At 72.6% G+C, this 23,349-nt stretch carries 24 protein-coding genes; 19 read left to right on the forward strand and 5 right to left on the reverse strand.

Annotated elements, in window-relative coordinates:
• Positions 1 to 45 precede the first annotated feature (45 nt).
• The 19 genes from OJ962_RS09725 to OJ962_RS09810 all read left to right on the forward strand — a co-directional run bounded on the left by OJ962_RS09725 (position 46) and on the right by OJ962_RS09810 (position 15,496).
• A complete protein-coding gene (locus OJ962_RS09725; protein ID WP_202952954.1) occupies positions 46 to 1,146 on the forward strand; it encodes a DUF58 domain-containing protein in 1,101 nt (366 codons plus the stop codon).
• Complete coding sequence (locus tag OJ962_RS09730) at positions 1,143 to 3,413, forward strand: transglutaminase family protein (protein ID WP_202952953.1); 2,271 nt, start codon at positions 1,143 to 1,145, stop codon at positions 3,411 to 3,413. Before OJ962_RS09725 ends, OJ962_RS09730 begins: the two co-directional genes overlap by 4 nt.
• Before the next feature lie 40 nt (positions 3,414 to 3,453).
• Positions 3,454 to 3,813, forward strand: coding sequence for a tetratricopeptide repeat protein (locus OJ962_RS09735; RefSeq protein ID WP_202952952.1), 360 nt, complete (start codon positions 3,454 to 3,456; stop codon positions 3,811 to 3,813).
• Positions 3,814 to 3,969: 156 nt separating this feature from the next.
• Complete coding sequence (locus OJ962_RS09740) at positions 3,970 to 4,383, forward strand: ribosome maturation factor RimP (protein ID WP_202952951.1); 414 nt, start codon at positions 3,970 to 3,972, stop codon at positions 4,381 to 4,383.
• Positions 4,384 to 4,388: 5 nt separating this feature from the next.
• Positions 4,389 to 5,660 (forward strand): transcription termination factor NusA, encoded by a 1,272-nt coding sequence (nusA, locus tag OJ962_RS09745; protein WP_238930982.1) that lies wholly within the window; start codon positions 4,389 to 4,391, stop codon positions 5,658 to 5,660.
• 16 nt (positions 5,661 to 5,676) lie between these two features.
• Entirely contained in the window at positions 5,677 to 5,922 is a 246-nt protein-coding gene (locus OJ962_RS34370; RefSeq protein WP_202953373.1) for a YlxR family protein, read from the forward strand.
• On the forward strand, positions 5,895 to 8,246 hold the full coding sequence (infB, locus tag OJ962_RS09750; RefSeq protein WP_202952950.1) for a translation initiation factor IF-2: 2,352 nt from the start codon (positions 5,895 to 5,897) through the stop codon (positions 8,244 to 8,246). The genes OJ962_RS34370 and infB overlap by 28 nt, the downstream gene beginning before the upstream one ends.
• A 4-nt stretch (positions 8,247 to 8,250) precedes the next feature.
• On the forward strand, positions 8,251 to 8,562 hold the full coding sequence (locus tag OJ962_RS09755) for a DUF503 domain-containing protein (RefSeq protein ID WP_202952949.1): 312 nt from the start codon (positions 8,251 to 8,253) through the stop codon (positions 8,560 to 8,562).
• Positions 8,563 to 8,573: 11 nt separating this feature from the next.
• Complete coding sequence (rbfA, locus tag OJ962_RS09760) at positions 8,574 to 8,903, forward strand: 30S ribosome-binding factor RbfA (RefSeq protein ID WP_202953372.1); 330 nt, start codon at positions 8,574 to 8,576, stop codon at positions 8,901 to 8,903.
• A complete protein-coding gene (locus OJ962_RS09765; RefSeq protein ID WP_202952948.1) occupies positions 8,903 to 9,892 on the forward strand; it encodes a DHH family phosphoesterase in 990 nt (329 codons plus the stop codon). The genes rbfA and OJ962_RS09765 overlap by 1 nt, the downstream gene beginning before the upstream one ends.
• Position 9,893: 1 nt before the next feature.
• Positions 9,894 to 10,685, forward strand: coding sequence for a tRNA pseudouridine(55) synthase TruB (gene truB, locus OJ962_RS09770; protein WP_202952947.1), 792 nt, complete (start codon positions 9,894 to 9,896; stop codon positions 10,683 to 10,685).
• Positions 10,682 to 11,560, forward strand: coding sequence for a riboflavin biosynthesis protein RibF (gene ribF / locus OJ962_RS09775; protein ID WP_202952946.1), 879 nt, complete (start codon positions 10,682 to 10,684; stop codon positions 11,558 to 11,560). The genes truB and ribF overlap by 4 nt, the downstream gene beginning before the upstream one ends.
• A 108-nt stretch (positions 11,561 to 11,668) precedes the next feature.
• Entirely contained in the window at positions 11,669 to 12,502 is an 834-nt protein-coding gene (locus tag OJ962_RS09780; protein ID WP_270006310.1) for a GGDEF domain-containing protein, read from the forward strand.
• Positions 12,499 to 12,768, forward strand: coding sequence for a 30S ribosomal protein S15 (rpsO, locus tag OJ962_RS09785; RefSeq protein ID WP_121256122.1), 270 nt, complete (start codon positions 12,499 to 12,501; stop codon positions 12,766 to 12,768). The genes OJ962_RS09780 and rpsO overlap by 4 nt, the downstream gene beginning before the upstream one ends.
• A gap of 2 nt (positions 12,769 to 12,770) precedes the next feature.
• Positions 12,771 to 13,220 (forward strand): redoxin domain-containing protein, encoded by a 450-nt coding sequence (locus OJ962_RS09790; RefSeq protein WP_202952944.1) that lies wholly within the window; start codon positions 12,771 to 12,773, stop codon positions 13,218 to 13,220.
• Between the two features lie 68 nt (positions 13,221 to 13,288).
• A complete protein-coding gene (locus OJ962_RS09795; protein WP_202952943.1) occupies positions 13,289 to 13,705 on the forward strand; it encodes a DsbA family protein in 417 nt (138 codons plus the stop codon).
• 72 nt (positions 13,706 to 13,777) lie between these two features.
• Positions 13,778 to 14,323, forward strand: coding sequence for a sigma-70 family RNA polymerase sigma factor (locus tag OJ962_RS09800; protein ID WP_202952942.1), 546 nt, complete (start codon positions 13,778 to 13,780; stop codon positions 14,321 to 14,323).
• Entirely contained in the window at positions 14,320 to 15,027 is a 708-nt protein-coding gene (locus tag OJ962_RS09805) for a zf-HC2 domain-containing protein (protein ID WP_202952941.1), read from the forward strand. The genes OJ962_RS09800 and OJ962_RS09805 overlap by 4 nt, the downstream gene beginning before the upstream one ends.
• Positions 15,028 to 15,058: 31 nt before the next feature.
• Positions 15,059 to 15,496 carry a cupredoxin domain-containing protein gene (locus OJ962_RS09810; protein WP_202952940.1) on the forward strand — a complete coding sequence of 146 codons (438 nt, stop codon included), beginning with the start codon at positions 15,059 to 15,061 and terminating at the stop codon, positions 15,494 to 15,496.
• Here the strand turns inward: OJ962_RS09810 and OJ962_RS09815 are convergent.
• The 5 genes from OJ962_RS09815 to OJ962_RS09835 are packed head-to-tail and all read right to left on the reverse strand — an operon-like array spanning position 15,454 to position 23,190.
• Positions 15,454 to 15,915, reverse strand: coding sequence for an SRPBCC family protein (locus tag OJ962_RS09815; RefSeq protein WP_202952939.1), 462 nt, complete (start codon positions 15,913 to 15,915; stop codon positions 15,454 to 15,456). The two genes, OJ962_RS09810 and OJ962_RS09815, sit on opposite strands and share 43 nt — an antisense overlap.
• Before the next feature lie 19 nt (positions 15,916 to 15,934).
• On the reverse strand, positions 15,935 to 17,827 hold the full coding sequence (locus OJ962_RS09820; RefSeq protein WP_202952938.1) for a hypothetical protein: 1,893 nt from the start codon (positions 17,825 to 17,827) through the stop codon (positions 15,935 to 15,937).
• A gap of 43 nt (positions 17,828 to 17,870) precedes the next feature.
• On the reverse strand, positions 17,871 to 19,841 hold the full coding sequence (locus OJ962_RS09825; protein WP_202952937.1) for a TolB family protein: 1,971 nt from the start codon (positions 19,839 to 19,841) through the stop codon (positions 17,871 to 17,873).
• Positions 19,838 to 21,730, reverse strand: coding sequence for an asparagine synthase (glutamine-hydrolyzing) (gene asnB, locus OJ962_RS09830; protein WP_202952936.1), 1,893 nt, complete (start codon positions 21,728 to 21,730; stop codon positions 19,838 to 19,840). Before asnB ends, OJ962_RS09825 begins: the two co-directional genes overlap by 4 nt.
• Positions 21,730 to 23,190 (reverse strand): hypothetical protein, encoded by a 1,461-nt coding sequence (locus OJ962_RS09835; protein WP_202952935.1) that lies wholly within the window; start codon positions 23,188 to 23,190, stop codon positions 21,730 to 21,732. Before OJ962_RS09835 ends, asnB begins: the two co-directional genes overlap by 1 nt.
• Between the last annotated feature and the right edge of the window lie 159 nt (positions 23,191 to 23,349).

Below are 23,349 nucleotides of genomic sequence, written 5' to 3' on the forward strand. Positions count from 1 at the left end.
TCAGGCGCACCGCCCATTCCTCGAAGGACTCCTAGGGGTACGGGGTTGCGCTCGGCGCTCAGCTGTGCAGGGCTCGGCGTCCTGCTGCTGCTCGTCGCGGGCACGTTCGACGCCGAGCCGTTGTACGTGACCGGAGCGGCGCTGCTGCTGCTCGGCGCGGGCGCGCTGGCCTGGATCGGCGCAGGGTCGATCGGCGCGCGGCTGACGCGCGAGATCGGCGTTCGCTCGGTCATCGAGGAGCAGCCGCTGGAGGTCAAGCTGTTCGCCCAGTCCGGCCGGCTGCCGCTGCCGCCCGGCTGGATCGACGAGCCGCTGCTGCCTGAGCCGCTGCGCCTGCCGGCCGGGCGCCGCCAGGCGCGCGTGCGGATCGAGGTCACGTTCGGCCGCCGCGGCCGCCGTCAGCTGCCGCCGCCCGCGCTGGTGCTGCGCGACCCGTTCGGGCTCGCCCAGCGCGTGATCACCGGTCCCGCGACCGACGAGGTGCTGGTGCTGCCGCGGATCTTCCCGGTCAGCGTCACCGCGGGCGGGGGAGACGCGACCCCCGCGCACGCGCGCGCCTCACTGCTGGCCGCGGCCGAGACCGAGATCGACGGTCTGCGCCCGTGGCGCGAGGGCTCGCCCGCCTCGCGCATCCACTGGCAGTCGTTCGCGCGCGGCGCGGGCCTGATGGAGCGCAAGCTGATCTCCGAGGCCGACTCGCGCCCGCTGGTCGTGATGGACCCGCGCTCGCCCGCGTCGCCCGAGGCGCTGGACGCGGCCGTCCGCGCCGCCACGTCGCTGATCGTGCACTTCGCCAAGCGCACCGGGTGCTCGGTGCTGCTGCCCGGCGACCGGCGGGCGAACGTCGTCGAGCACGACATGGCCGCCTGGCCCGCGCTGCACGTGCGGCTCGCGCTGCTCGGCGAGGAGGTCGGCCCGTCGCTGTCGGCCGCCCAGAACCGGCGCGGGCTCGTGCTGTACGTCGCCGCCCGCCCGGTCGATCGCGCCCCGCGCGGGCTCGGCCGCACGCCAGGCGGCTGCCTGATCGTCGTCCCGGGCCAGATGGGCGGCCGCCGCGCGATCCTCGAGGTCGCGGGCTGCTACGGCTACCCGGCCGGCCGCCACTCGGGCGGGGCCGCCGTGGCCGCGCTGGAGGGCGCGGCGTGAGCACCACCGTCGCACCTGCGCGGGGCGACGACGGGACGGTCACGGCCAAGCCGATCACCACGCCCGCGCCGCCCCGGCGCGGCGACGCGGGCCGGCCGCTCGTCCCGCGCGCGGCGGCGCGGCTGATCGGCTTCGCGGCACTGGCGCTGTGGGGCGCCTTGCACTGGATGCAGCTGCTCGAGCCGGCCGAGCCCGGGCGGGCGTGGCTGGTGGTGCTCGTGGGGCTCGCCGCCGCGGGCGCGATGCTCGCCGCGGGGCGTCTGGGCGCCGCGCGTGCACGCACGCTCGCCGCCCTGGGCGCGCTCGTCCCGATCGCCGCGCTGATGCTGGTCGCGGGCCGGGTCGCGGACGAGCTCGTCCTGCCGACGGGCTGGACCGAGCTGGCCGGCGGGATCTCACGCGCGGTCGAGGATCTCCCGGGCGTCCGTGTGCCGTACCGCGGGCTGGACGAGTGGGTGCGCACGGCGATCCCGCTCGGCGGCTCGGCGCTGGTCGCGCTCGCCGCCGTGCTGGCGTTCTGGCCGCGCCGCAGCAAGCTCGGCTTCCCGGCGCTCGCGCTGCTCGCGCTGATGACCCTGTACGTGGTGCCGGTGGTGGCGCTGGTGATGGAGCACGAGTTCTGGCGCGGCGCCGCCTTCACGTTGCTGATGGTCGCGTTCCTGCGGCTCGAGACACTGCGCCGGACGGACACGGTCGCGGCGGCCACGCTCGCGCTGGCGGCGACGGTGGTCGCGTTCGCGGCGGCGCCCGCGCTCAACCGCGATCAGCCGTGGTTCGACTACGAGACGTGGGCGGCGGAGACGTCGACCTCCAAGTCGACGACGTTCACGTGGACCCACAACTACGACGGGCTCAACTGGCCGCGCGACGGCCGCGAGCTGCTGCGGGTCAGCGCGCGCCAGCCCGCGTACTGGAAGGCCGAGAACCTGGACTTCTTCGACGGCGAGAAGTGGGTGCGCAGCCGCCTGGGCTCCGCGACGCCGGACATCCCCGAGGACGACCCGCGGCTCGTGCGCCGGTACACGCAGGAGATCAAGGTGTCGATCCGCAACCTGCGGACGGATCAGTTCATCCTCGCCGGCGTCGCGCGTGACGTCCAGATCCCGCGCCTGAACGACCTGCCGACGCTCGACGGCCTCTACCGCTCGCCGCGCACGCTGCGCCGCGGCGACGCCTACACGGCGGTCGTCTACACGCCGCGGCCGACCGAGAACCAGCGCCGCCGGGCGACGACCGAGTACGACGAGTCCCTGCGCGAGTACGCGTCGATCCTCGCCACCGACCCGAACCTCACCGGCGCGCCGCGTGACTTCCTGCAGTTCCCGTTCTTCGGCGACGACCCGGCGCAGATCTTCACCCGCAACGGCACGTTCGGCGACGCGCCCGGCCTGATCCGCCGCGCCGGGCTCGAGCGCTCCTACGCGCTCGCGCGCGAGCTCGCCGACGGCGCCGAGACGCCGGAGGAGTACGTCCAGCGCGTCCTCTCCTACCTGGGCGACACGGACCGCTTCACCTACAGCGAGACGCCGCCGCCCGAGGCGCGCACGCTCGAGGGCTTCCTGTTCGAAGCGCGCCAGGGCTACTGCCAGCAGTACTCGGGTGCGATGGCGCTGCTGCTGCGGATGGCCGGCATCCCCGCGCGCGTGGTCACCGGCTTCAGCACGGGCGCGACCGACACCAAGACGGGCGAGTACGTGGTCCGCGACTTCGACGCGCACTCGTGGGTCGAGGCCTACTACCCGGGCTACGGCTGGGTCACGTTCGACCCCACGCCGGCCGCGAGCCCCGCCCGCAGCCAGCCCGCAGACGCGGCCAGCGCCTCCGGCTCGCCGAGCAGCTCGATGCCGATCACGCCCGCGGACCCGCTCGCCGAGCGCGGCGGCGGCATCCCGGTCGCGGCCGAGTCGCGTCCGTGGTGGCACTACCCGGCCGGCGCACTCCTGCTGCTCGCGCTCGCGGGCGGGATCGTCCTGCTCGTCCGTCGCCGGCGCGCCGGCGCGCCGCCCGCGCTGTCCGAGCTCGAGCGGGCGCTCAAGCGGACCCGTCGCCAGCCCGCGCCGGGCACCACGCTGCACGCGCTCGAGCTGCGCTTCGCCCAGCACACGCCGGCGGCCGCGGGGTACGTGCGGGCGCTGCGCGAGAGCCGCTACCGGGACGAGCCGGCACGGCCGACGCGTGCCCAGCGACGCGGCCTGCGGTCCGAGCTCGGACGCGGGGGAGGCCTGGTCGGCCGCCTGCGCGCCTGGTGGGCGTTGCCCCCGCGTTAGAGGGGGTGGACACGCCGCCCGCGGGCCTACAATCCGAGGGATGGACGATGTCTATGACCTCTATCAGCGGGGGATGGCGCTGCTGGAGGACGGGCACTTCCACCAGGCCGTGATCCCGCTGTCCAAGGCCGCTGACCTGGACCCCGAGAAGACCTCGATCCGCGAGGCGCTCGGCCGGGCGTACTACCGCAGCGGCAACTACGAGCCGGCCCGGGTGGAATTCGAGGCCGTCGTCGAGCGCGCACCCACGAACGACTACGCCCTGTTCTGCCTCGGCCGCAGCCTGATGCAGCTCGGACGCCACCGCGAAGCCCGCAAACCGCTGACGCTGGCGGCGAACATGAACCCCCGCCGCCGCGACTACGCGATCTACCGCGACCGCGCGCGCAAGGCCGCCTGAATTTGAAGTGGGGACATCCCCTCCGCCCCACCCCGATCATCCGACCTCAAATGGGATCCCGCTGCTAACCTGAATCCACAAGCTTTTCGCGGCCGCAAGGCCACGTTTGGGAAGCGGGCGAAGAGCCCGCTTTTTTATTGCACTAGGGAGGTGGAAATGAGCGATATCCAGGCCGAGATCGAGGCCCGTCTGGCAGAGGCGGAGCCCGAGGTCGAGGTGCTGCTCGCCGAGGTCCGCGGGGACCTCGTCCGCCTCTTCATCGACCACCCGCAGGGCGTGACGCTGGACCTGTGCGAGCGGGTCACGCACCAGCTCCCGCAGATCCGTGAGCAGTACGCGCTGGAGGTCTCCAGCCCGGGCGCGCAGCGCCCGCTCACCAAGCCCGAGCACTTCCGCCGCTATGTCGGCCGCAAGGCGAAGGTCCGCACGCGGGAGGCCAAGGACGGCCACAAGTCATTCACCGGCGAGCTGTTGAACGCCACCGATCTCGCGGTCACCGTGGCCGCGTCGACCGGCGTCGTGTCGATCGCCTACGCCGACATCCACCGTTCGAATCTCGTGGGAGACTGAGGCCTATGTCCGCTGAGATCGTCGAAGCCGTAAAGACTCTCGGGCGCGAGAAGGGCATCTCCGAGGAGAAGCTGATGGGCGCGCTCGAGGACGCGCTGCTCAGCGCGTACAAGAAGCAGCCCGGCGCGGCCCGCTACGCCCGCGTGCGCATGGACCGCGACTCCGGCGACTTCATCGTCGAGGAGTTCCTGCTGCCCGAGGACCTCGAGGACCAGCTGCTCGACGAGGCCGAAGAGCAGGCGACGGGCGCGCTCGAGCGCCGCGTGGACCCGGAGACCGGCGAGGTCATCATCCCAGAGGCCCCGGACATCGATCCCGCGCGCCTGAGCGACTTCGAGGACCAGATCGAGATCCGCGACGTCACGCCGCACGACTTCGGCCGGATCGCCGCGCAGACCGCCAAGCAGGTGATCCTGCAGCGCATCCGCGAGGCCGAGCGCGACATGATGTTCGAGGAGTACCGCGACCGCGTGGGCGAGCTGATCACCGGCATCGTCCAGCAGTCCGACTCCCGCTACACGCTCGTGCAGTTGCGCGAGCGCGTGGAGGCGCTGCTGCCCAAGTCCGAGCAGGTCGACGGCGAGCGCTACGACCATTCACAGCGCATCAAGGCCGTGATCAAGGAGGTCTCGTCCTCCACCCGCGGCCCGTCGATCATCGTCTCCCGGCGTGACCCGGAGCTGATCAAGAAGCTGTTCGAGCTCGAGGTGCCCGAGATCGCCGACGGCCTGGTGGAGATCACCGGCGTCGCGCGCGAGCCCGGCTACCGCTCCAAGATCGCCGTCGTCTCGCACGCCGACGGCGTGGACCCGGTCGGCGCCTGCGTGGGCCCGCGCGGCTCGCGCGTGCGCATGGTCGTGTCCGAGCTGCGCGGCGAGAAGATCGACATCATCCCCTACAACGACGAGCCGGCCCGCTTCGTGGCGAAGGCCCTCAGCCCCGCGCGTGTGCGCGAGGTGCTGGTGGATGACACCAACAAGCAGGCCACGGTCATCGTGCCCGACGACCAGCTCAGCCTGGCGATCGGCCGCGAGGGCCAGAACGCTCGCCTCGCCGCCCGCCTGACCGGCTGGCGCGTGGACATCCGCAGCGAAACCGAGTTCGCGCGCGAGGAGCAGGACACCGGGACCGAGGAGGAGGAGACCGGTGGCCGCTGCGCCGCGATCCTCGGCAACGGTCGCCGCTGCCCGAACGCCGCGCTTCCGGGCTCGCGCTACTGCGGTCTGGACGCCCACCAGGCGCTCTCCAACAAGGACACCGACCGCGTCGGGGCATAGCCCAGAGCGCCGCTGCATTGGCTGCGGGCGGGTCGCGCCACGAGCGCACCTCGCCCGCTTCGCTAACGTGGACGGTTGCGCGGTGCCGGATCCTCGCGCGTCCTTGCCCGGTCGGGGCGCCTGGCTGCATCCCAACCGCGACTGCTTTGAGGCAGCGACGGCTCGTCGCGCCTTTCACCGCGCGTTCCGCGCGCCCGTAAACCTCTCACAGGAAACCGTAGACTTAACCCAAACATGGCCAAGAAGCGCGTCCACGAGCTAGCCAAGCAGTACCAGATGCCAGTGCCTGAGGTGCTGAAGCGCCTCCAGGGCTACGGCCTCGACGTCAAGGCTGCCGCGACCGCCGTGGACGAGAAGCTCGCCGACGCTGCGCTCACGGGGAAGCCCAAGCCGAAGGCCGCCGCCTCCAACGGCGCGGCCAAGAAGCCCGCTGCCACGCCGATGCAGGCGCGGGCCGGCTTCGGCCACGGCACCGCCCGCGCCCCGCGCGCGGAGAACCTCGCTCCGCCCAAGCCGAAGGCGAAGCCCAAGCCCAAGCCCGGCGCCCGTGACGGGCAGGGTGGTGGCGGAGGCCGTGACAACGGCCAGCAGCGCCGGCCCACGCGGTCCAGCCTCCAGGGCGAGCGTGCTCCGGGCCAGGGCGGCGTTCGCCGCGTCGTCATCGACTCGCAGGCCTCCCGCCGTCCGGGTGGCCCCGGCGGCCCGGGCGGCGGTCCCGGTGGCGGCCCCGGCGGCGGTCCGCAGCAGCGCCCGCCGCGGCGTCGCGGTGGCCGGCGCCGGCGTGGCACCTACGAGGAGCCCGTCGCGCAGGACAAGAGCGAGCTGAAGGCCGACGTCATCCGCATCAACTCGGGCTCGACGGTCAAGGACGTCGCCGAGTACCTGGGTGTCGCGGTGCCGGAAGTGATCAAGAAGCTCATGGGTCTCGGCGAGATGGCGACGCTCACGCAGACGCTGTCCGACGACGCCATCCAGGTGCTCGCCGACGAGTTCGAGAAGAAGATCGAGATCGTCACGGCGGCCGAGGACGTGAACGCCGACCCGACCTACGAGGACGCGGACGAGGACCTCGAGCCGCGCCCGCCGGTGATCACGATCATGGGTCACGTCGACCACGGCAAGACGTCGCTGCTGGACGCCATCCGCGAGACCGAGGTGGCCGCGGGCGAGGCCGGCGGCATCACGCAGCACATCGGCGCCTACCAGGTTCACAAGAACGACAAGGTCATCACGTTCCTGGACACCCCGGGCCACGAGGCGTTCACCGCCATGCGTGCCCGCGGTGCCGAGGCGACCGACATCGCCGTGATCGTGGTCGCCGCCGACGACGGCGTGCGCCCGCAGACCCGCGAGGCCGTCGATCACGCGAAGGCGGCCGACGTGCCGATCGTCGTGGCGGTCAACAAGATCGACAAGGAGGGCGCGCAGCCCGACCGCGTCCGCACGGAGATGACCCAGCTCGGCCTCCAGCCGGAGGAGTGGGGTGGGGACACGATGTTCGTGGACGTGTCGGCCAAGACGCACCAGGGTCTCGACGATCTGCTCGAGGGCCTGCTGCTGACCGCCGAGATCGAGGAGCTCACCGCCAACCCGGACGCGGAAGCCTCGGGCACCGTGATCGAGTCCAAGCTCGATCCGGGCCGTGGCGCGGTCGTCACCGTGCTGGTGCAGCGCGGCACGCTCAAGATCGGCGACGCGATCGTGGCGGGCGCCCACTGGGGCCGCGTGCGCGCGATGTCCGACTACACGGGCAAGCGCGTGAAGACCGCGACGCCGGCCGAGCCGGTCGAGATCCTCGGCTTCGACACCGTCCCGGAGGCGGGCGAGTTCGTGCGCGTCGTCGAGAACGACCGCAAGGCCCGCCAGATCGCCGGCGAGCGTGGGCATCGCCTCAAGCAGGAGGCGCAGGCGCGTCGCGGTGGCATCAAGTACTCGCTGGCCAAGCTGTTCGAGCAGCACGGCGCCGGGCTCAAGGAGCTCGGGGTGGTCATCAAGGCCGACGTGTCCGGCTCGCTGGAGGCGTTCGAGGACGAGATCGCCAAGCTGCCGCAGGACGAGATCCTGGTGCAGATCGTGACCTCCGGCGTCGGTGGCATCACGGAGTCCGACGTCAACCTGGCGGCCGCGTCGGAGGCGATCATCATCGGCTTCAACGTCCGGCCCGTCGGCGAGGCGGCGCTCCTGGCCCAGCGCGAGGGCGTCGAGATCCGCACGTACTCGGTCATCTACCGCGCGATCGACGAGCTGCGCGACGCCATGCAGGGCATGCTGGCGCCGGAGACCGTCGAGGACGTGGTGGGCGAGATCGAGGTGCGCGAGACGTTCCGCGCGTCGAAGATCGGCATCATCGCCGGCTGCATGGTCACCGACGGCAAGGTCACGCGCGGCGCGAAGGTGCGCCTCATCCGTGACGGCGCGGTCATCCATGACGGCGAGATCGGCTCGCTGCGCCGCTTCAACGACGACGTGCGCGAGGTCCTGCAGGGCTTCGAGTGCGGCATCGTGCTCGCCGGCTACCAGAACGTGCAGCCGGGCGACACGATGGAGGTCTACGAGACGCGCCAGGTGGAGCGCACGCTGTCATAGGGTCGTGGACGCGTTTGTCGTCCTCATGCAGGTCGATCTGTTCTTTCCGGAGTCCGGCTCGCTGAAGGGCAAGCGAGCCGAGCTCAACCGTGTCAAGGCGCTCCTGCGGGAGCGCCTGCACACGTCCGTGGCCGAGGTGGGCCATCAGGACACGTGGCAGCGCTCGACGCTCGCGGTCGCCATCGCGGCGCGCTCCGCCGGCATCGCGGAGGAGACCGTGGACACCGTTCGCCGGGCGCTGGACAGCCGTTTCCCGCAGGGGGTCAGCGTGAGCTATCGGCTTACAAGCTGGGAAGACCTGGAGTCACTAGGATGACGTCCGATCGGATGCGTCGGGTCAACGAGGCCATGAGGGAGGTCTTGTCCGGCGCGATCACCACAGAGCTGAAGGACCCCAGGGTCGGATTCGTCACCGTGACGTCAGTCGAGACATCCGCTGATCTGCGCCATGCGCGCGTATACGTGTCGGTGCTCGGCAACCCCGGCGAGCGCCGCCGCTCGCTGAAGGCGCTCGACAGCGCGCACGGGTTCCTCCAACGCCGGATCGGGGCCGAGCTGCGCATGAAGAACACGCCGCAGCTGCAGTTCGTCTACGACGACACGCCGGAGCGCGGAATGCGGATTACAGAGCTGCTCGACAAGGAAGACCCGTCGTAATGGGGGGATCGAACGGGTCGCTGCCTGCGCGGGAGGAGGTGCTGCAGGCGATCCGCGCGCACCAGCGCTTCTGCCTCACCACCCACGAACGCCCCGACGGCGACGCGGTCGGTTCGCTCGCGGCGATGCAGGGCGTGCTCTCCGGGCTCGGCAAGGAGGCGCTCGCCTTCCTCCCGGCGGAGGAGTTCCCGCTGCCCTACGAGTACCGCTTCATCCAGCTCGAAGGCCTGGTCACCGAGCCACCGGACGACCTCGCCGACCGCGTGCTGATCTTCCTGGACTGCGGCAACATCGACCGCTCGCCCGTGGGTGAGTCCAACGCCCGCCTGGTGATCAACGTCGACCACCATCACGACAACACGCGCTTCGGGGCGATCAACCATGTGGACCCGCAGTCCTCGTGCACGGCCGAGATGGTGTGGGACCTCGCGCACGGGCTCGGCGTCACGACGGCGCCGCCGATCGCTGAGGCGCTGTACGTCGGCCTGGTCACGGACACGGGCCGCTTCATGTACGAGAACACCGGGCCGCGCGCGCACCAGATGGCGGCGGAGCTGATCGCGAACGGCCTGCAGCCGCACGAGATCTACCGGCACCTGTACGAGGGCGTCCCGCAGGGCAAGCTGGTCCTGCTGGCGCGCGGGCTGACGAACGTCGAGCGCTTCGACGACGGCCTGCTGACGGTCACCCAGCTCACCGCCGACGACTACGCGCACGCGGGCGCGGACGAGTCCTTCTCCGAGGGCGTCGTCGATCACCTGCGCTCCGTGGAGGGCACCGCGGTGGCGGGCCTCGTGCGCGAGCAGCTCGGCAGCGGCGGCGCGACGCGCAAGGTGTCGCTGCGCGCGACCGACGATCGCGTGGACGTCTCCGCGATCGCGCGGGCGGGCGGCGGCGGCGGGCATCGCCGCGCGGCCGGCTTCTCCACCGAGCTCGACTTCCCCGAGTTGGTCACGTTCCTGCGGGAACAGCTGGCGCAACAGCTCTGACATGACGGACGGGGTGTTGCTGGTCGACAAGCCTGCGGGCGTGACGTCGCACGACGTGGTGGCGCGGATCCGGCGCGGGCTGCCGAAGGGCACGAAGGTCGGTCACGCCGGGACGCTGGACCCGTTCGCGACGGGGCTGCTGCTGATCCTGATCGGCCGCGCCACGCGCGTCCAGCGCTTCTTGATGAAGCAGCCCAAGCGCTACGAGACGATCGCGCGCCTCGGCTACACGTCGACGACCGGGGACCCGGAGGGCGAGATCCGGCCCGGCAACATGCCCGGCGAGGAGCTCGAGCTCCCGACCGGGATCATCACCCAGCGCCCGCCCGCGTACAGCGCGGTCAAGGTCGGCGGCAAGCGCGCCTACGCGCTCGCCCGCGCGGGCGAGGACGTCGAGATCCCCGAGCGCGAGGTGCTCGTCGCCCGCTTCGACCTCGAGTGGCGCGAGTACGGCCGCGCGAAGTTCGTCATCGAGTGCTCGTCCGGCACCTACGTCCGCTCGCTGATCATGGGCCTCAACGACGCCTACTGCGTGGAGCTGCGGCGCACCCGGATCGGCGACTTCGACGTCGCCGACGCGTCGGAGGAACGCCTGATCGGGCTCGACGACGCGTTGGCGTTCATGCCCGCCGTCGAGCTGGATACCGAGGACGCCGCAAAGGCGTCGCACGGCGCCGCGGTTCCCGGGCACGCCAAGGGCATGGTCCGGTTGCGCGACGAGCAGGGCCTGATCGCGCTCGCCGAGCCGCGTGGAGGCGGAACGCTCAAGCCCGTCGTAGGCTTCCGCGCGTGAAGACCGTCTGGCTCCCCGACGCGACTCCTCGCGAGCGCCGGCTCGCCGTGGGCGAGTTCGACGGCGTGCACGTCGGCCACCGCGCGGTGATCGACGGCGCCGACAGCGTGCTCACGTTCGAGCCGCACCCGCGCACCGTCGTGGCGCCGCAGGCCGCGCCGAAGCTCCTGACCACGCTCGAGCAGAAGGCCGACCTGATCGCCGGCCTTGGCGTCGACGAGCTGATCGTGATCCCGTTCGACGGCGAGCGGATGGCGCAGACCGCGCAGGACTTCATCGACCACGAGCTGATCGAGCGGCTCGGCGCGACCTGGGTGTCGGTGGGTGAGAACTTCCGCTTCGGCAACCGGGCGCGCGGCGACGCGGCGCTGCTGAGCGAGCAGACGGCGTTCACGACGCGCGTCAGCCGGCTGGTCGAGCTCGACGGCGAGATCGTGTCCTCCACGCACATCCGCGGGCTGATCGCCGGCGGGCAGGTGGCGGAGGCGGCGCGCTTCTTGGGCGCGCCGTTCGAGACGCGCGGGATCGTCGCGCACGGCGACAAGCGCGGGCGCACGCTCGGCTACCCGACCGCCAACCTCGTCCCGGACCCGGCGCTCGCCGTCCCCGACCACGGCATCTACGCCTGCCTGGCCACCGTGCCCGGGATGGGGCAGTGGACGGCCGCGGTGTCGATCGGCGTGCGGCCGACGTTCGTCACCGGCCGCGGGCTGCTCGTCGAGGCGTTCCTGCTCGACTTCGAGGGGGACCTCTACGGGCGCGAGCTGCGCCTGCAGTTCATCGACCGGATCCGCGGGGAGAAGCGCTTCGACACCGTCGAGGCCCTCATCGAGCAGATGGGCCGCGACGTCGACGAGATCGCCCGTCTGGTCTGACAACTCGGCGTTCGTTCGAGTCTCGCCGAACCGTCCAGGGGGTATAGAGGCTCAATGCGGGTGCTGTTAGCCCATGCGTTGACCCCGAAGCGGCGCAGGATCGCTCGGGTGCTGGCCGAAGCCGGGCATGACGTATACGAGACCGACGACGCCGATGAGGCGCTCGAGCGCTGCCGGACCTGGGAGCCAGCCGTCGCGCTGATCCATGTGGAAGTCGGCGACCTGGTGTGTGCCATCAAGTCCGATCCCGTCGCCTACAGCACGGCGATCATCCTGATCGAGCGGCCGGGGCTCTCGCCCCAGGACGCGCTCGCGGGCATGCGCCGCGGCGTCCAGGACTACTTGATCGAGCCGGTGACCGACGGCGAGGTGCTCACGCGCGTCGAGGCGGCGTCGCGCACCAAGGAGCTCCAGTACGAGCTCGTCGCTCAGGGCGCGCGGCTGGAGGCGTTGCTGCGCGAGGACGCGCTCACCGGGCTGTCCAACCGGCGCGCCATCCTCACCCAGCTCGCGGGCATGGTGTCCGGCGCCCGCCGTCACGGCCACCCGCTGTCGATCGCGGTCTGCGACATCGACCTCTTCAAGCACGTCAACGACCGGTACGGGCACAAGACCGGCGACGAGGTCCTGATCGCCGCGGCGCACGCCATGGGCACGCATCTGCGTCAGGAGGACCAGCTCGGCCGGCTCGGCGGCGAGGAGTTCCTCGTGCTGCTGCCCGATACCGACGGCGACGCCGCGATGGCCGCCGCCGAGCGCATCCGGCACGAGGTCGCCAACGCGCCGTCGCCCGTCGCGGTGACGGTCAGCATCGGGATCGCGACCTGGGAGGAGGGCGAGTCACCGGAGGCGTTCCTGCACCGGGCCGATGAGGCGCTGTATGCAGCGAAAGACGCGGGGCGTGACCGCGTGCTGGCTGCTACTCTGCACGACCGCACATGAGCATGACCGCAGAGCAAAAGCGCGAGATCATCTCGCGGTTCGGCAAGGACGAGAACGACACCGGCAAGACCGAGGTCCAGGTGGCGCTGCTTACGCATCGCATCAACCACCTGACGGAGCACCTGCGCGAACACAAGCATGACCACCATTCGCGCCGGGGCCTTCTGATGCTCGTCGGCCGCCGTCGTCGTTTCCTCAACTACCTCCAGAAGAATGATCTCGAGGGCTACCGCTCGCTGATCCGCGAGCTCGGCCTGCGTCGATAGCAGTGGTCGTCGCGGCCGGAAATCCCGCGCCCGACTTCACGCTCAAGACGGAGGAGGGAGAGGCGTTCACGCGCGAGCAGCTGCTCGGGCGTACGACCGTGCTCGTGTTCTACCCCTTCGCCTTCTCGCCGGTCTGCACGGACCAGCTGTCGGTCTACAACGACCTGCTGGAGGATTTCAGCGCGCGCGGCGCCACCCTTTACGGGGTGTCGTGCGACGCGTCGCCGTCGCAGGCGGCGTTCAAGCAGCAGCTGGGAGTGCAGATCGAGCAGCTCTCGGACTTCGAGCCCAAGGGCGCCACGTGCCGCGCCTTCGGCGTCTACCACGGGGGCGGGTTCGCGCAGCGCGCCCTGGTCATCGTCGGCCCGGACGGCGTCGTGCAGTGGTCGCACCAGGCGGAGAACCCGGGCGTGCTGCCCGGCGCCAACCTCATCTTCGACGCGTTGTCCTGAGCGACCTCGGTTCGTCCCCGCTGGCCCCGATCGGGCCCTCTGACCATGTGCGTGGGCAGGGTGCGCTGGTGATCGTCTACGGCGACTATGAGTGCCCGTTCTGCGCGGCGCTCGACCTCCGGCTCGCCGAGCTGGACGTGCAGGTCTGTTTCCGGCACTTCCCGGTCAAGAGCTCGCACCCGCGGGCATGGCCGGCGGCGTGCGCGGCCGAGGCGGCGGCCGAGCAGGGCGCGTTCTGGGCGATGCACGACGCGCTGTTCGCCGACCAGGGCCGGCTCGAGGACCCGCATCTGTGGGCCCGCGCCGAGGCGCTGGGGCTGGACGTAGAGCGCTTCGACGCCCACCGCCGCTCCGACACGATCCACACGCGGGTGAAGTCGTCCTTCCGGGCGGGTGTCTCGTGCGGCGTCGTGACGACGCCGAGCGCGTTCCTGGACGGCGTGCTGCATCCGGGGCGCGAGATCCTGGACGTCCTCGCCACCTGAGAAGGCTCCACCCCTCTATCTTCGGCGGGGCGTCGAACCGGGAAGCGGACCGGCGCGTATTTCACAACGTCGATGTCTACGGACGCTCAACTGCTCGCGCGCATCTCGTCGGATACCACCGGCGAGGCGCTTCGTGAGCTCTACCGGGTGTATGCCGGTGAGCTCTATGGCTTCGCCCTGAACGCACTCGGGGACCGGGGGACCGCCGAGGAGGTCGTGCAGGAGGTGTTCACGCGCGCCTGGCGGCACGCGGACGCCTACGACCCGACGCGCGGCAGCGTCCGCACGTGGCTGTACCAGATCGCGCGGCACGCGATCATCGACACGCGCCGGCGCGCCGCGGTGCGCCCGGCGCTGGCGCTGCACGAGCCGCGTGAGGAGCAGGACCCCGAGGGCCTTTCGATCGAACGCGCGATGCTGGGATGGCAGGTCGCCGGTGCGCTCGAGAAGCTCACCCCCGAGCATCGTCAGGTGATCCGCCTGGCCCACGTCCAAGGACTGTCGGTCAGGGAGATCGCGGAGCGGCTCGGGCTGCCCGAGGGCACCGTCAAGAGCCGTACGTGGTATGCGCTGCGCTCCCTGCGGCTGATTCTGGAGGAAATGGGGGTGCGGGCATGACGCACGTCCACGAGGACATCGGGGCCTACGTGCTCGGTGCGCTGGACGCGGAGAACGTCAAGCGCGTGGAGGCCCATCTGGCGGAGTGCGCCGAGTGCGCGGCCGCCCACGCCGAGCTCGCCGGGCTGCCGGCGCTGCTCGACCTGGCGGTGGTGACCGGCGCGACGGACGAGGAGCCGCTCCCGCCCGCGATCGAGGAGCGGATCCTCGACCGCTTCGCGCGCGAGCACTCGCCTGAGCCCAAGCAGCGGCGCCGCTGGCGGCCTCGGATCGCGATCGCGATCCCGAGCGCGCTCGTCGGTGCCGCGGCGGCGGCGGCCGCGCTGGTCCTCGGGTTCGGCTTCGAGCGGGCGCCGGAGCGCCCCGCCAACCAGTACCGGCTGGTGCTGCAGCCGATCAGCGCCGCGGCGCAGAACGGCAGCGCCCGCGCCGGGCTGCGGACGACCGCCGAGGGCACCGTCGTCCGGCTGTGGGTGTACGACCTGCCGGGCGGCCCGCAGGACATCTACGAGGTCTTCTGCGACGCGAAGGGCTGGAGCGCGAGCGCCGGCACGTTCCGCGTCGACGCCCAGGGCAACGGCTACGTCATCCTCACCTCAGCCGTCAAGCGCGGCCAGTACGAGGCGTTGCGCATCGTCCGCCGCGCACACTACGCGGGCGGCGACGTGCGGGACATCGACATCCTGCGGGCCAAGATCTCGTGAACCTCGGGATGCGCGCTGCGTATCCCGAGTTATGAGACGTATCGCAGTATTCGCGGCGAGTGCCGCGCTGATGTTCGCCGCGTGCGGCGGTGACGAGGAGGAGCCCGCCGCCACGCCCGCCGCCACCGAGGCGGCGACCGAGGCGCCCACGGAGGCGCCGACCGAGGAGGCCGCCGCGAGCGGGGGCGGGGCCACGCTGGCCATCGCCGCCGACCCGGGCGGCGCCAACGCCTTCACCGAGACCGAGCTGGAGGCCGCCGCCGGCGACGTCACCATCGAGTTCGCCAACGAGTCCTCCAAGCCGCACTCGGTCGTCATCGAGGGCGTCGACGGCGCCGCCACCGAGACCGTTCAGGCAGCGGACGCCCCGCCGGTCGACGTGACGCTGGAAGCGGGCGAGTACACGTACTTCTGCCCGGTCGGCAATCACCGTGCCGACGGCATGGAGGGCAAGCTCACGGTCCGGTAGTCGAAGATCCGCTCGAGGTCGCGGCGGACGAACGCGAGGTGGGCGAGGCCGCCGAACACGCCGAACGGGAGGGCGTAGCGGACGATGTCGCGCACGATCGTCCCGTCCCCGTCGGCCTCGAACTCGTGGGTGTGGTGCCAGAGGGCGTACGGGCCGTGGATCTGCGCGTCGACGAAGCGTTCGCCCGGCACCCACTCGTCGATGCGGGTCAGCCAGCTGATCGGCAGCCCGTGCAGCCTGAGCTCGTACTCGATCAGCGTGCCCTGGCGCATCTCGATCGGGCGCGGCGTGACGATGTGGAAGCTCAGCCAGGGCGGCGTGATCGACTCGAGGTTGCCCGCGTCGGCGAAGAAGCCGAAGACCGTGTCGGGGTCGCCCTGGACGCGCTGCTCGCGGCGGATGACGTGATGGCGGAACACACCCGTGGTACGGGGCGCGTCAGCGTGCGGCTCTCTCGAACGCCTGCTCGAGGATCGGCCAGCCCTGCTTGCGCCGCTCGTGCCACTGGACCCGGTTCCACGTCTTCCAGCTGTAGCGACGCCCGTCCACTCGGATCGACGCCACGCGCCGGAACGTCACGCCCGTCGCGCCGGGTACGAAGACCGTGCGCGAGGACGGATCCGCGAAGCCGAGCAGCAGCCACGGGATCCGGAGCTCGACGTCGCTCCCGCTGCCCGCCGCGAGCCGCCGGACGTCGCTGCCGCCCCAGCGCACGGTGCCGAGATCCAGGTACTCCGGCGCGAGCTCGCGCCCGGTGGTGGGCTCGGTCAGCGGCAGGCTGAGGATCAGCCGGGGGGAGACCCACTCGTCCAGGCGCAGGCCGACGCGGAACACGCTCGGGATGGGGTCCAGCGCACTCGGCTGCTGCAGGCGCGCCCGGCGGCCCGGGCCGAGGATCACGCGCAGGTCCGGCCCGCCGCCGGGCCGCGTGTCGATCTCGATCGTGCTCGGCGTGCGTGCTCGCAGGTACAGGTAGGCGGCGTCGTGCTTGATGCGCGCGCCGCGCCACTCGCGGACGCGCCCGTCGAGCTCCACGACCGGCCGGCGGCCGGGGTCGACCGCGATCACGCCGAACTGCGTCTCGTTCGTGAGCACGTTGTGCCACAGCGGCCGCCGCTCCACGGGGCGCGCGACGTCCTGCGTGTTCCAGGTGCGCTTGAACCATTCGTCGGTCCACTCGAAGAGCACTGCGCCCGAGTAGCCCTCCTGCTCGATCTCGCGCATCATGGCGGCGTCGATCCGCGCGGCCTCGCGCTCGTCGTGGTCGCCCTGGTCGCGTCCGAGCGGCCCGCGGTGGGCGGCGCCGAGCCCCGTCGGCACGCCGAACTCGGTGACCATCAGCGCCTGGCCCTGGTGGTGCTGCCTGAGCTGGCGCAGGTAGGCGGCGTACGGCGAGGGCTGCCCGCCCGGGTACTCCAGGCGCAGGAAGTCGGGGTAGTAGGGATACGCGTGGTAGGAGGCGAAGAAGCCGCCCGGCCACGAGGGGGTCGCCTGCACGTGCATCGCGTCCACGCTCACCGCGTCCTCGAGCGCGAGCGGCTCCATCGGGTGGCTCAGCGGGTCGACCGTCAGCCAGTTGGTGAACGTGATCGGGCGGCTCCACCCGCGCCGCGCCTCGAGCGTGGCGAGATGGTCGAGCCGCGCCGCGATCCAGCTCTCCATCGGGGTCGCGTTCGGTGTGGACTGGATGAAGCGGCCGAGGTGCGGCGGCGCGCCGGCGTTCACCTGATCGGTGTTCACGACCGCGTCCGGGTCCCACTCGACGCCGGGTGACCAGGCGAGCAGCCAGCGCGAGACGTCGGTCCGGTAGCGCCCGCTCGCGTGCCCCCGGCGCGGCCGGAGCGTCGCGTCGCCGTGCACGACGGCGACCGCGTCGGCGATCTCGCGGTCGAACTCGCCGGTCGTCGCGTACGCGTTTCTGGTGGCGAGGAAGTCCTCCTCGGGGATCCACACGCCCTGGATGAAGTACAGCGGCGTCTTCGGGTGCCGCCGGTTGTGCGCGGCCAGCGCCTCGTAGAAGCGCGGGCGCAGGATCGTGTAGACGCGCACGACGCGGACCCCGAGGTCCTGCATCCCTTCGAGCCAGCGGTCGTAGTCCTTGCGGGACGGCGCGAGCTCGCCGGGCGCGTGCCCGGGCACGGTGGCGCCGAGGTTGACGCCGGGCCAGAAGCGCGTGGCGAAGCTCCCGCCGATCGCGAGCTGCACGTCTTCGCCGGACACGCGCGCGGGCAGCGTCACCCCGTCCTGGCGGATGGGCCGGCCGGCGTACGAGGCCGCCTCGGCCGAGGACGCCAGCGCGAGGAACGTTGCCACCACCAACAAGAGCTTCACGGCGATCCGGTTACCCGAAGCGCTGCCTCGGCAGTACGGCAGGTCACATCTGGCGCCGGCGGCGTCGGCGCACGAGCAGCAGCCCCGTGGCCGCGAGCGCCGCGACGCCGGAACCCGCGGGCGCGACGATCCGCACCACGTCCGGCCCGCTGCCCGGCCGCTGCGCGTGCGTGCTCAGCAACGTCGTCGTGTGGCGCGCGAGGTCGCGCACGAACACGCCCGCGATCCCATCCGGCTTGCCCTCGGCCAGATTGCCGCCGGTGGAAGCGAACGCGACGCGCTGTCCGTCGGCGGAGATCGCCGGGTCGGTGGCCAGGCCGTCGCCGGGCTCTCCCCGCCGGCCCGCCGCGCGGCTGACGAGGGTGTTGCGGCCGGTCTGCAGGTCGTGGCGCCAGATCCGCGAGCGCAGGCTCTTCTGCGTGCCGTTCGGACGCCCGACCCGAACGACGAACGCGACGTAGCGCCCGTCCGCCGACAACGAGGGGGAGCCGGCGTCGGCCTTGATGGCGCCCGTGACGAGCCGAGTGGCACCGGCCTTCAGGTCCCGCACGTAGACGTCGGCGCGGCCGTCGCCGCCCAGGTTGCGCGCGCGGCTGGTGAAGGCGACGTAGCGGCCGTCGTGCGAGACGCTCGGGTCGTACGCGTCGCCGTCTGCCGGGGCGCTCGCCCGTGAGACCAGCGTCGTCTTCCTCGTGTGGAGGTTCGTGCTGTAGATGTGCGTGAGGCCCGCGTTGTCGGCTTCGGCCGACGTGTAGACGACGGTGCGCCCGTCGCCGGCGACCTCGGGCAGGTACGCGGCGCCGCGCGAGCTGGCGGTCACGAGCCGCTCGCGTCGGCGCGCGCGATCGACCACCCAGAGGCCGTTCTCGGACGGTGTGCCGTTGCGGCCGGCGTCGGTGGCCTCGAAGGCGACGACGTTTCCGTCGGCCGAGAGCGCCGGGTTGAACGCGGTGCGGGTGGGGGCGCCCTTGGGCCGGAAGGCGTGGCTCACGCGCGTCACGGCGCCCGTCGCGAGGTCGCGCACGTGCACGGTCATCTGGCCGACCCGCTTGGCCAGCGGATAGGTCGACTCGGCCGTCTCGAACGCGACCGCGGTGCCGTCGGCGGAGACGACGGAGTTGTAGGCCGAGCGGGGGCGCCGGGTCTCCGCGCGCGGCGGCGTGACGGAGAACTTGCGCTGGCCGAGCACGGCCGCGCGCACGTGGATCTCGCCGAAGCGCTCGGCCTGGGCGACGTCTGCGCGGTACGCGTCCCACACGACCGTCAGCCCGTTGGCGGACAGGCTGGGGTGCTTGGCGGCGTCGGCTTCCGGGAGGTCGGGCTTGTTGGCGCCGCCGGACGGGCCGTTGTAGCGGTGCTGCCCCAGCCAGCGCGGGACCTGGCGCAGCTGGCGGTCGAGCATCACCTCGGCCTGGGCGGGCGGCAGGGAGCCATCACGCACGCCGCGGGCGGCCGCCTCCCGCAGCGCGTCCGACACGCCCTTCTGCGCCTCGACGCGGGTCTTGCCGTTGAGCTCGCAGATCTGCAGCGGGCTGAGCTCCGCGCGCCGCAGCTTGAGGAACTCGTCGCGGTCGCGCGTGCCGAAGATCACTGTCGCCTTCTCGGGCACGGCGGTCTGGTGCAGGGCGTGGAAGAGGATGTGCTGGCCGAGGTGGCCCTGGGTGAGCGTGCGCTCGGCGCGGTCGGCGAGCTCGCGCAGCTTGGCCGCGCTCACCGTGCCGCGCCGCGGCTCCACCAGCGCCTCCGCGAGCTTGCGCGGCTCCCAGCCGTTGGTGCGGGCGAGCTCGGCGATCGTCTTCTCGTCGCGGACCCAGCGGAACACGTCACCGCGCGAGTGGCCGATCAGCTCGTACAACCGCGCCTCCTCGTACGGGAGCCACAGGTAGTTGATCCAGTCCTCGTTGGCGAGCCAGTGCTTGGGCGCGCCGTCGGGCGCCTCCGGGTCCTGGGCATGCGCGGGCGCCGCGGCCGCGAGCGTCGCGGCGAGGGCGAGGGCGGCGGTTCGGGTCCTCACGCGGCCTCCTGGAGGATGAGCGGCTCGACGGGATGCAGGTGGACGGGCGGTGCGGCGGCCCAGGCGTCGTGCCAGAGGCCGAACGCGATCAGCGCCCACAGCGAGCGGCCCAGGTCCTCGCGGCGCGCGAGGTGGCGTTCCAGCAGCCGCGTGACCGTGGACGGGTTCAGCCAGCCCTGGCGCGCGACGCGGTCCGGGGCGAGCAGGTCACGCGCGAGCGGCTCGAGCGGACCGCGCAGCCAGGCGGCGACGGGCGTGCAGAAGCCGCGCTTGGGCCCGCGCACCACCGCTTCGGGCAGCAGCTGCGCGGCCGCCGCGCGCAGCACGCGCTTGGTCTCGAGGCCGCGCACGCGCGCGTCGACGGGCAGCGCGTAGGCCAGCTCGGCGACCACCGGGTCCAGGAACGGCACGCGCACCTCCAGCCCGTGCGCCATCCCGGCGCGGTCGGCCTGGGGGAGCAGGTCGTCGGCGAGGAACGTGCCGGCGTCCACGTCCTGCAGGCGGGCGATCGGGTCCAGGCCGTGCGTCTCGGCGTAGCGGGCGCGCAACGGCGCGAGCGGGTGGCCGCTCCAGCCGAGCAGCTCCCGCCGCAGCGCAGCGCTGAACGTCTGCTTGAACGCGTGGTGGCGCTCCAGCGGGCCCAGCCCGGCGCCGAGCGCGAGCCGCCGCAGCTGGAAGTCCAGGGAGAGCCGGCCGGAGGAGCTCGGGAAGCGCGCGACCGCCGGCGCGAGCGCCTGTGCGGCGCGGGCGGCGGGCGCGCCGAGCCGGTCCGCGACGTAGGTCTGGTAGCCGCCGAACAGCTCGTCGGCGCCCTCGCCGGTCAGCACCGCCTTCACCTCGCGGGCCGCGAAGCGCGCCAGCAGCCAGTACGGCAGCGCGGTCGCGTCGCCCGAGGGCTCGTCGTAGGTGGCTGCGACGCCCTCGAGCTCGGCCGCGTCGTCGGCGGCGAGCCGCAGCTCGTGGTGGTCGGTGCCGTAGCGCTCGGCGACGGCGCGCGCGTGCGTCAGCTCGTCGAACGCGGCGATGTCGAACCCGACGCTGAACGTCTTGACCGGTGCGCCGGCGACCGCGGTCACGAGGCCCGAGTCGATCCCGCCGGAGAGCAGCACGCCGACGGGCGCGTCCGCCTGCAGGTGCGCGCGCACCGAGGCCGCGAGCCGCTCCCGGGCTTCGGCCGCGAGCGTCGCCAGCGGCTCGGTGCGGTGCTCGGCCGCGGGGCGCGGGCGCGCGTACCGTTCGAGGCGGATGCCGGCCGGCGTGACGATCAGCCGGTGCCCGGGTTCCAGCTTGCGCGCGGCGCGGAAGATCGTGCCGGGCGCCGGGACCGCGTTGTGCGCGAGGTAGGCCTCGACCGCTTCCGGGTCGATGTCGCGCGGGAAGCCGGGCAACGCGAGCAGCGCCTTGAGCTCGGACGCGAACGCCAGCCGCCCGGGCAGCAGTGCGTAGACAAGCGGCTTGATCCCGTACGGATCGCGGGCGAGCACGAGCGTCCGGCGGCGAGAATCCCACAGCGCCACCGCGAACATGCCGCGCAGCTGCTCCACGAACGCGGGCCCGCGCTCCTCGTACAGGTGCACCAGGACCTCGACGTCCGAGCCGGTGCGGAACGTGTGCCCGCGCCGCTCGAGGGAGCGGCGCACCGCGCGATGGTCGTAGAGCTCCCCGTTGGCGACCACCCGCACGGTGCCGTCCTCGTTGGCGATCGGCTGCTGCCCGCCGACGGGATCGACGAGGGCGAGCCGCCGGATCGCGAGCGCGGCCGTGGCGTCGAGGTGGAAGCCGGAGCCGTCCGGGCCGCGGTGCGCGAGCGCCGCGCTCATCGCCGCGAGCTCGTGCCGCGACGGCGGCGCCCCGTCGGGCAGCGCGAGCAGGCCGGCGATCCCGCACATCAGCACCGCCCCCAGGCCTCGAAGCGCTCCGTGCGGGCGATCAGCGCGTGGCCCGCGGGCGCGGCGGCGATCGCGGTGCCATCGGCCGGGACCTCGTAGACGTTGAGCGCCGCGCTCTCGTCGTGCGGCGGGCGGACCGCGAGCGCCAGGCCAGGACCGGTGGCGTCGAACGTGCGGTCCGAGCGGGCGCGCACGCCGCTCGCCGGCGCGTCGAGCGCCCAGCGGATCTCCGGCAGCAGCTTGTGGTTGGGCACCGTGATCGGCCCGCACGCGGCCGCGGCGGCGACTTCGGGCCGCGCGAGCAGGCCGTGCAGCTCCGCGCGAAGCTCGGGCCGCTCGTTCAACGCCCGCACGAGCCCCGGCCCGCTGAGCCGCGCGGCCGTGTAGGCGCCGCCCACCACCGCCGCGAAGATCGCCACGCTCATCCACACCGTCCGCATCCGTGACGCCGGCAGCCGCGCCCAGCCCGCCAGCGCGAACGCCGCGAACAGCACGCCGCCGATCCCGGTCAGCAGCAGGTAGCGATAGACGCCGGCCAGCCCGCCCGTCGCGATCACGAGGTAGCTCGCCAGCGTGACCAGCGCGACCGCTGCCGGCACCGCGAGCGGCACGGCCCGCGCGCGCAGGGCGAGCACCACGCCGATCCCGGCCAGCAGCAGCACCGGCAGCTTGAGGATCTCGGTCAGCAGGAACAGCGTCATGTGCGGGATCTCGCCGAGCGGGATCTCCCGCTGGAGCTCGGCCGCGAGCGCGTCCGTGTGCCGGATCGAGAACAGCGGGTCGCCGGTGACGGCGAGATCGAGCGCCATCCAGATCGCCGGCGCCGCCAGCGCGGGCAGCGCCGCCTGTGCACGGCGGATCAGCCCGCCGCGCCCGATCCAGAGCCCGTACAGACCGGCGAGCAGCCACGCCTCGGGCCGCAGCAGCCCGGCCAGCCCGAGCAACCACCACACCGCGCCGCCGCGCCGCGGCCGTTCCGCCTCCAGCGCCATCGCCCACGCCACGAACGCGCAGTACGGCACGTCCAGGTACCCCTTGGACGCGAGCAGGCCGAAGTTGAACCGGCTCAGCAGCAACCCGGCCGCCACGAAGCCGCCGACCGGCCCCGCGGCCAGCTTCCCGAGCCGGTACACGGCCGCCACCAGCGCGACCAGGCCCGCGAAGCAGAGCGCGATGAACAGCCGCGCGCCCGCGTCCCCGAACGGGACCAGCAGCAGGCCGACTGGCAGCAGCAGCGGATGCTGCGTGGGCGTGCGGTAGCCGTCGAAGCCGGGCGTGGTCCCGTCGAGCAGCTCGCGGGCCCACAGGAGGGCGTAGAGCGAGTCGTACGCGGGATAGGTCGGGTAGGCGAGGAAGACGGCGAGGCCGGCGGCGGTGACGAGAGCGAGCGCGCAGGCCGGAGCGCTCAGCGCGAATCGCCGAGAGGGTGCAAGCGGTATGAGCCACGGGATCGTGCTCATCGGCACGACCCTACGTGGGGGTCCGGCGGAACCGTCAAAGGCGGCCACCGAGGGGGAAAGGAGCGGCGTTTCGCTCGCGCGCCTGGGCTCAGCGCCTCCCGGGCTCCGCGTGGCTCGGTCGGGGCGGCGTGCGGCGTACCGACAGATACGGGCTACGGA

It is taken from the genome of Solirubrobacter deserti (assembly GCF_027587175.1).
Classification (GTDB): domain Bacteria; phylum Actinomycetota; class Thermoleophilia; order Solirubrobacterales; family Solirubrobacteraceae; genus Solirubrobacter; species Solirubrobacter deserti.

Bases quoted from the DNA above. Each gene is read 5' to 3' on its own strand.
- OJ962_RS09740 (WP_202952951.1), top strand. From the start codon at position 3,970: ATGAGCGATATCCAGGCCGAGATCGAGGCCCGTCTGGCAGAGGCGGAG.
- rpsO (WP_121256122.1), top strand. From the start codon at position 12,499: ATGAGCATGACCGCAGAGCAAAAGCGCGAGATCATCTCGCGGTTCGGC.
- nusA (WP_238930982.1), top strand. From the start codon at position 4,389: ATGTCCGCTGAGATCGTCGAAGCCGTAAAGACTCTCGGGCGCGAGAAG.
- OJ962_RS09735 (WP_202952952.1), top strand. From the start codon at position 3,454: ATGGACGATGTCTATGACCTCTATCAGCGGGGGATGGCGCTGCTGGAG.
- rbfA (WP_202953372.1), top strand. From the start codon at position 8,574: ATGCGTCGGGTCAACGAGGCCATGAGGGAGGTCTTGTCCGGCGCGATC.
- OJ962_RS09810 (WP_202952940.1), top strand. From the start codon at position 15,059: ATGAGACGTATCGCAGTATTCGCGGCGAGTGCCGCGCTGATGTTCGCC.
- OJ962_RS09765 (WP_202952948.1), top strand. From the start codon at position 8,903: ATGGGGGGATCGAACGGGTCGCTGCCTGCGCGGGAGGAGGTGCTGCAG.
- OJ962_RS09805 (WP_202952941.1), top strand. From the start codon at position 14,320: ATGACGCACGTCCACGAGGACATCGGGGCCTACGTGCTCGGTGCGCTG.
- OJ962_RS09835 (WP_202952935.1), bottom strand. From the start codon at position 23,190: ATGAGCACGATCCCGTGGCTCATACCGCTTGCACCCTCTCGGCGATTC.
- asnB (WP_202952936.1), bottom strand. From the start codon at position 21,730: ATGTGCGGGATCGCCGGCCTGCTCGCGCTGCCCGACGGGGCGCCGCCG.
- infB (WP_202952950.1), top strand. From the start codon at position 5,895: ATGGCCAAGAAGCGCGTCCACGAGCTAGCCAAGCAGTACCAGATGCCA.
- truB (WP_202952947.1), top strand. From the start codon at position 9,894: ATGACGGACGGGGTGTTGCTGGTCGACAAGCCTGCGGGCGTGACGTCG.
- OJ962_RS09800 (WP_202952942.1), top strand. From the start codon at position 13,778: ATGTCTACGGACGCTCAACTGCTCGCGCGCATCTCGTCGGATACCACC.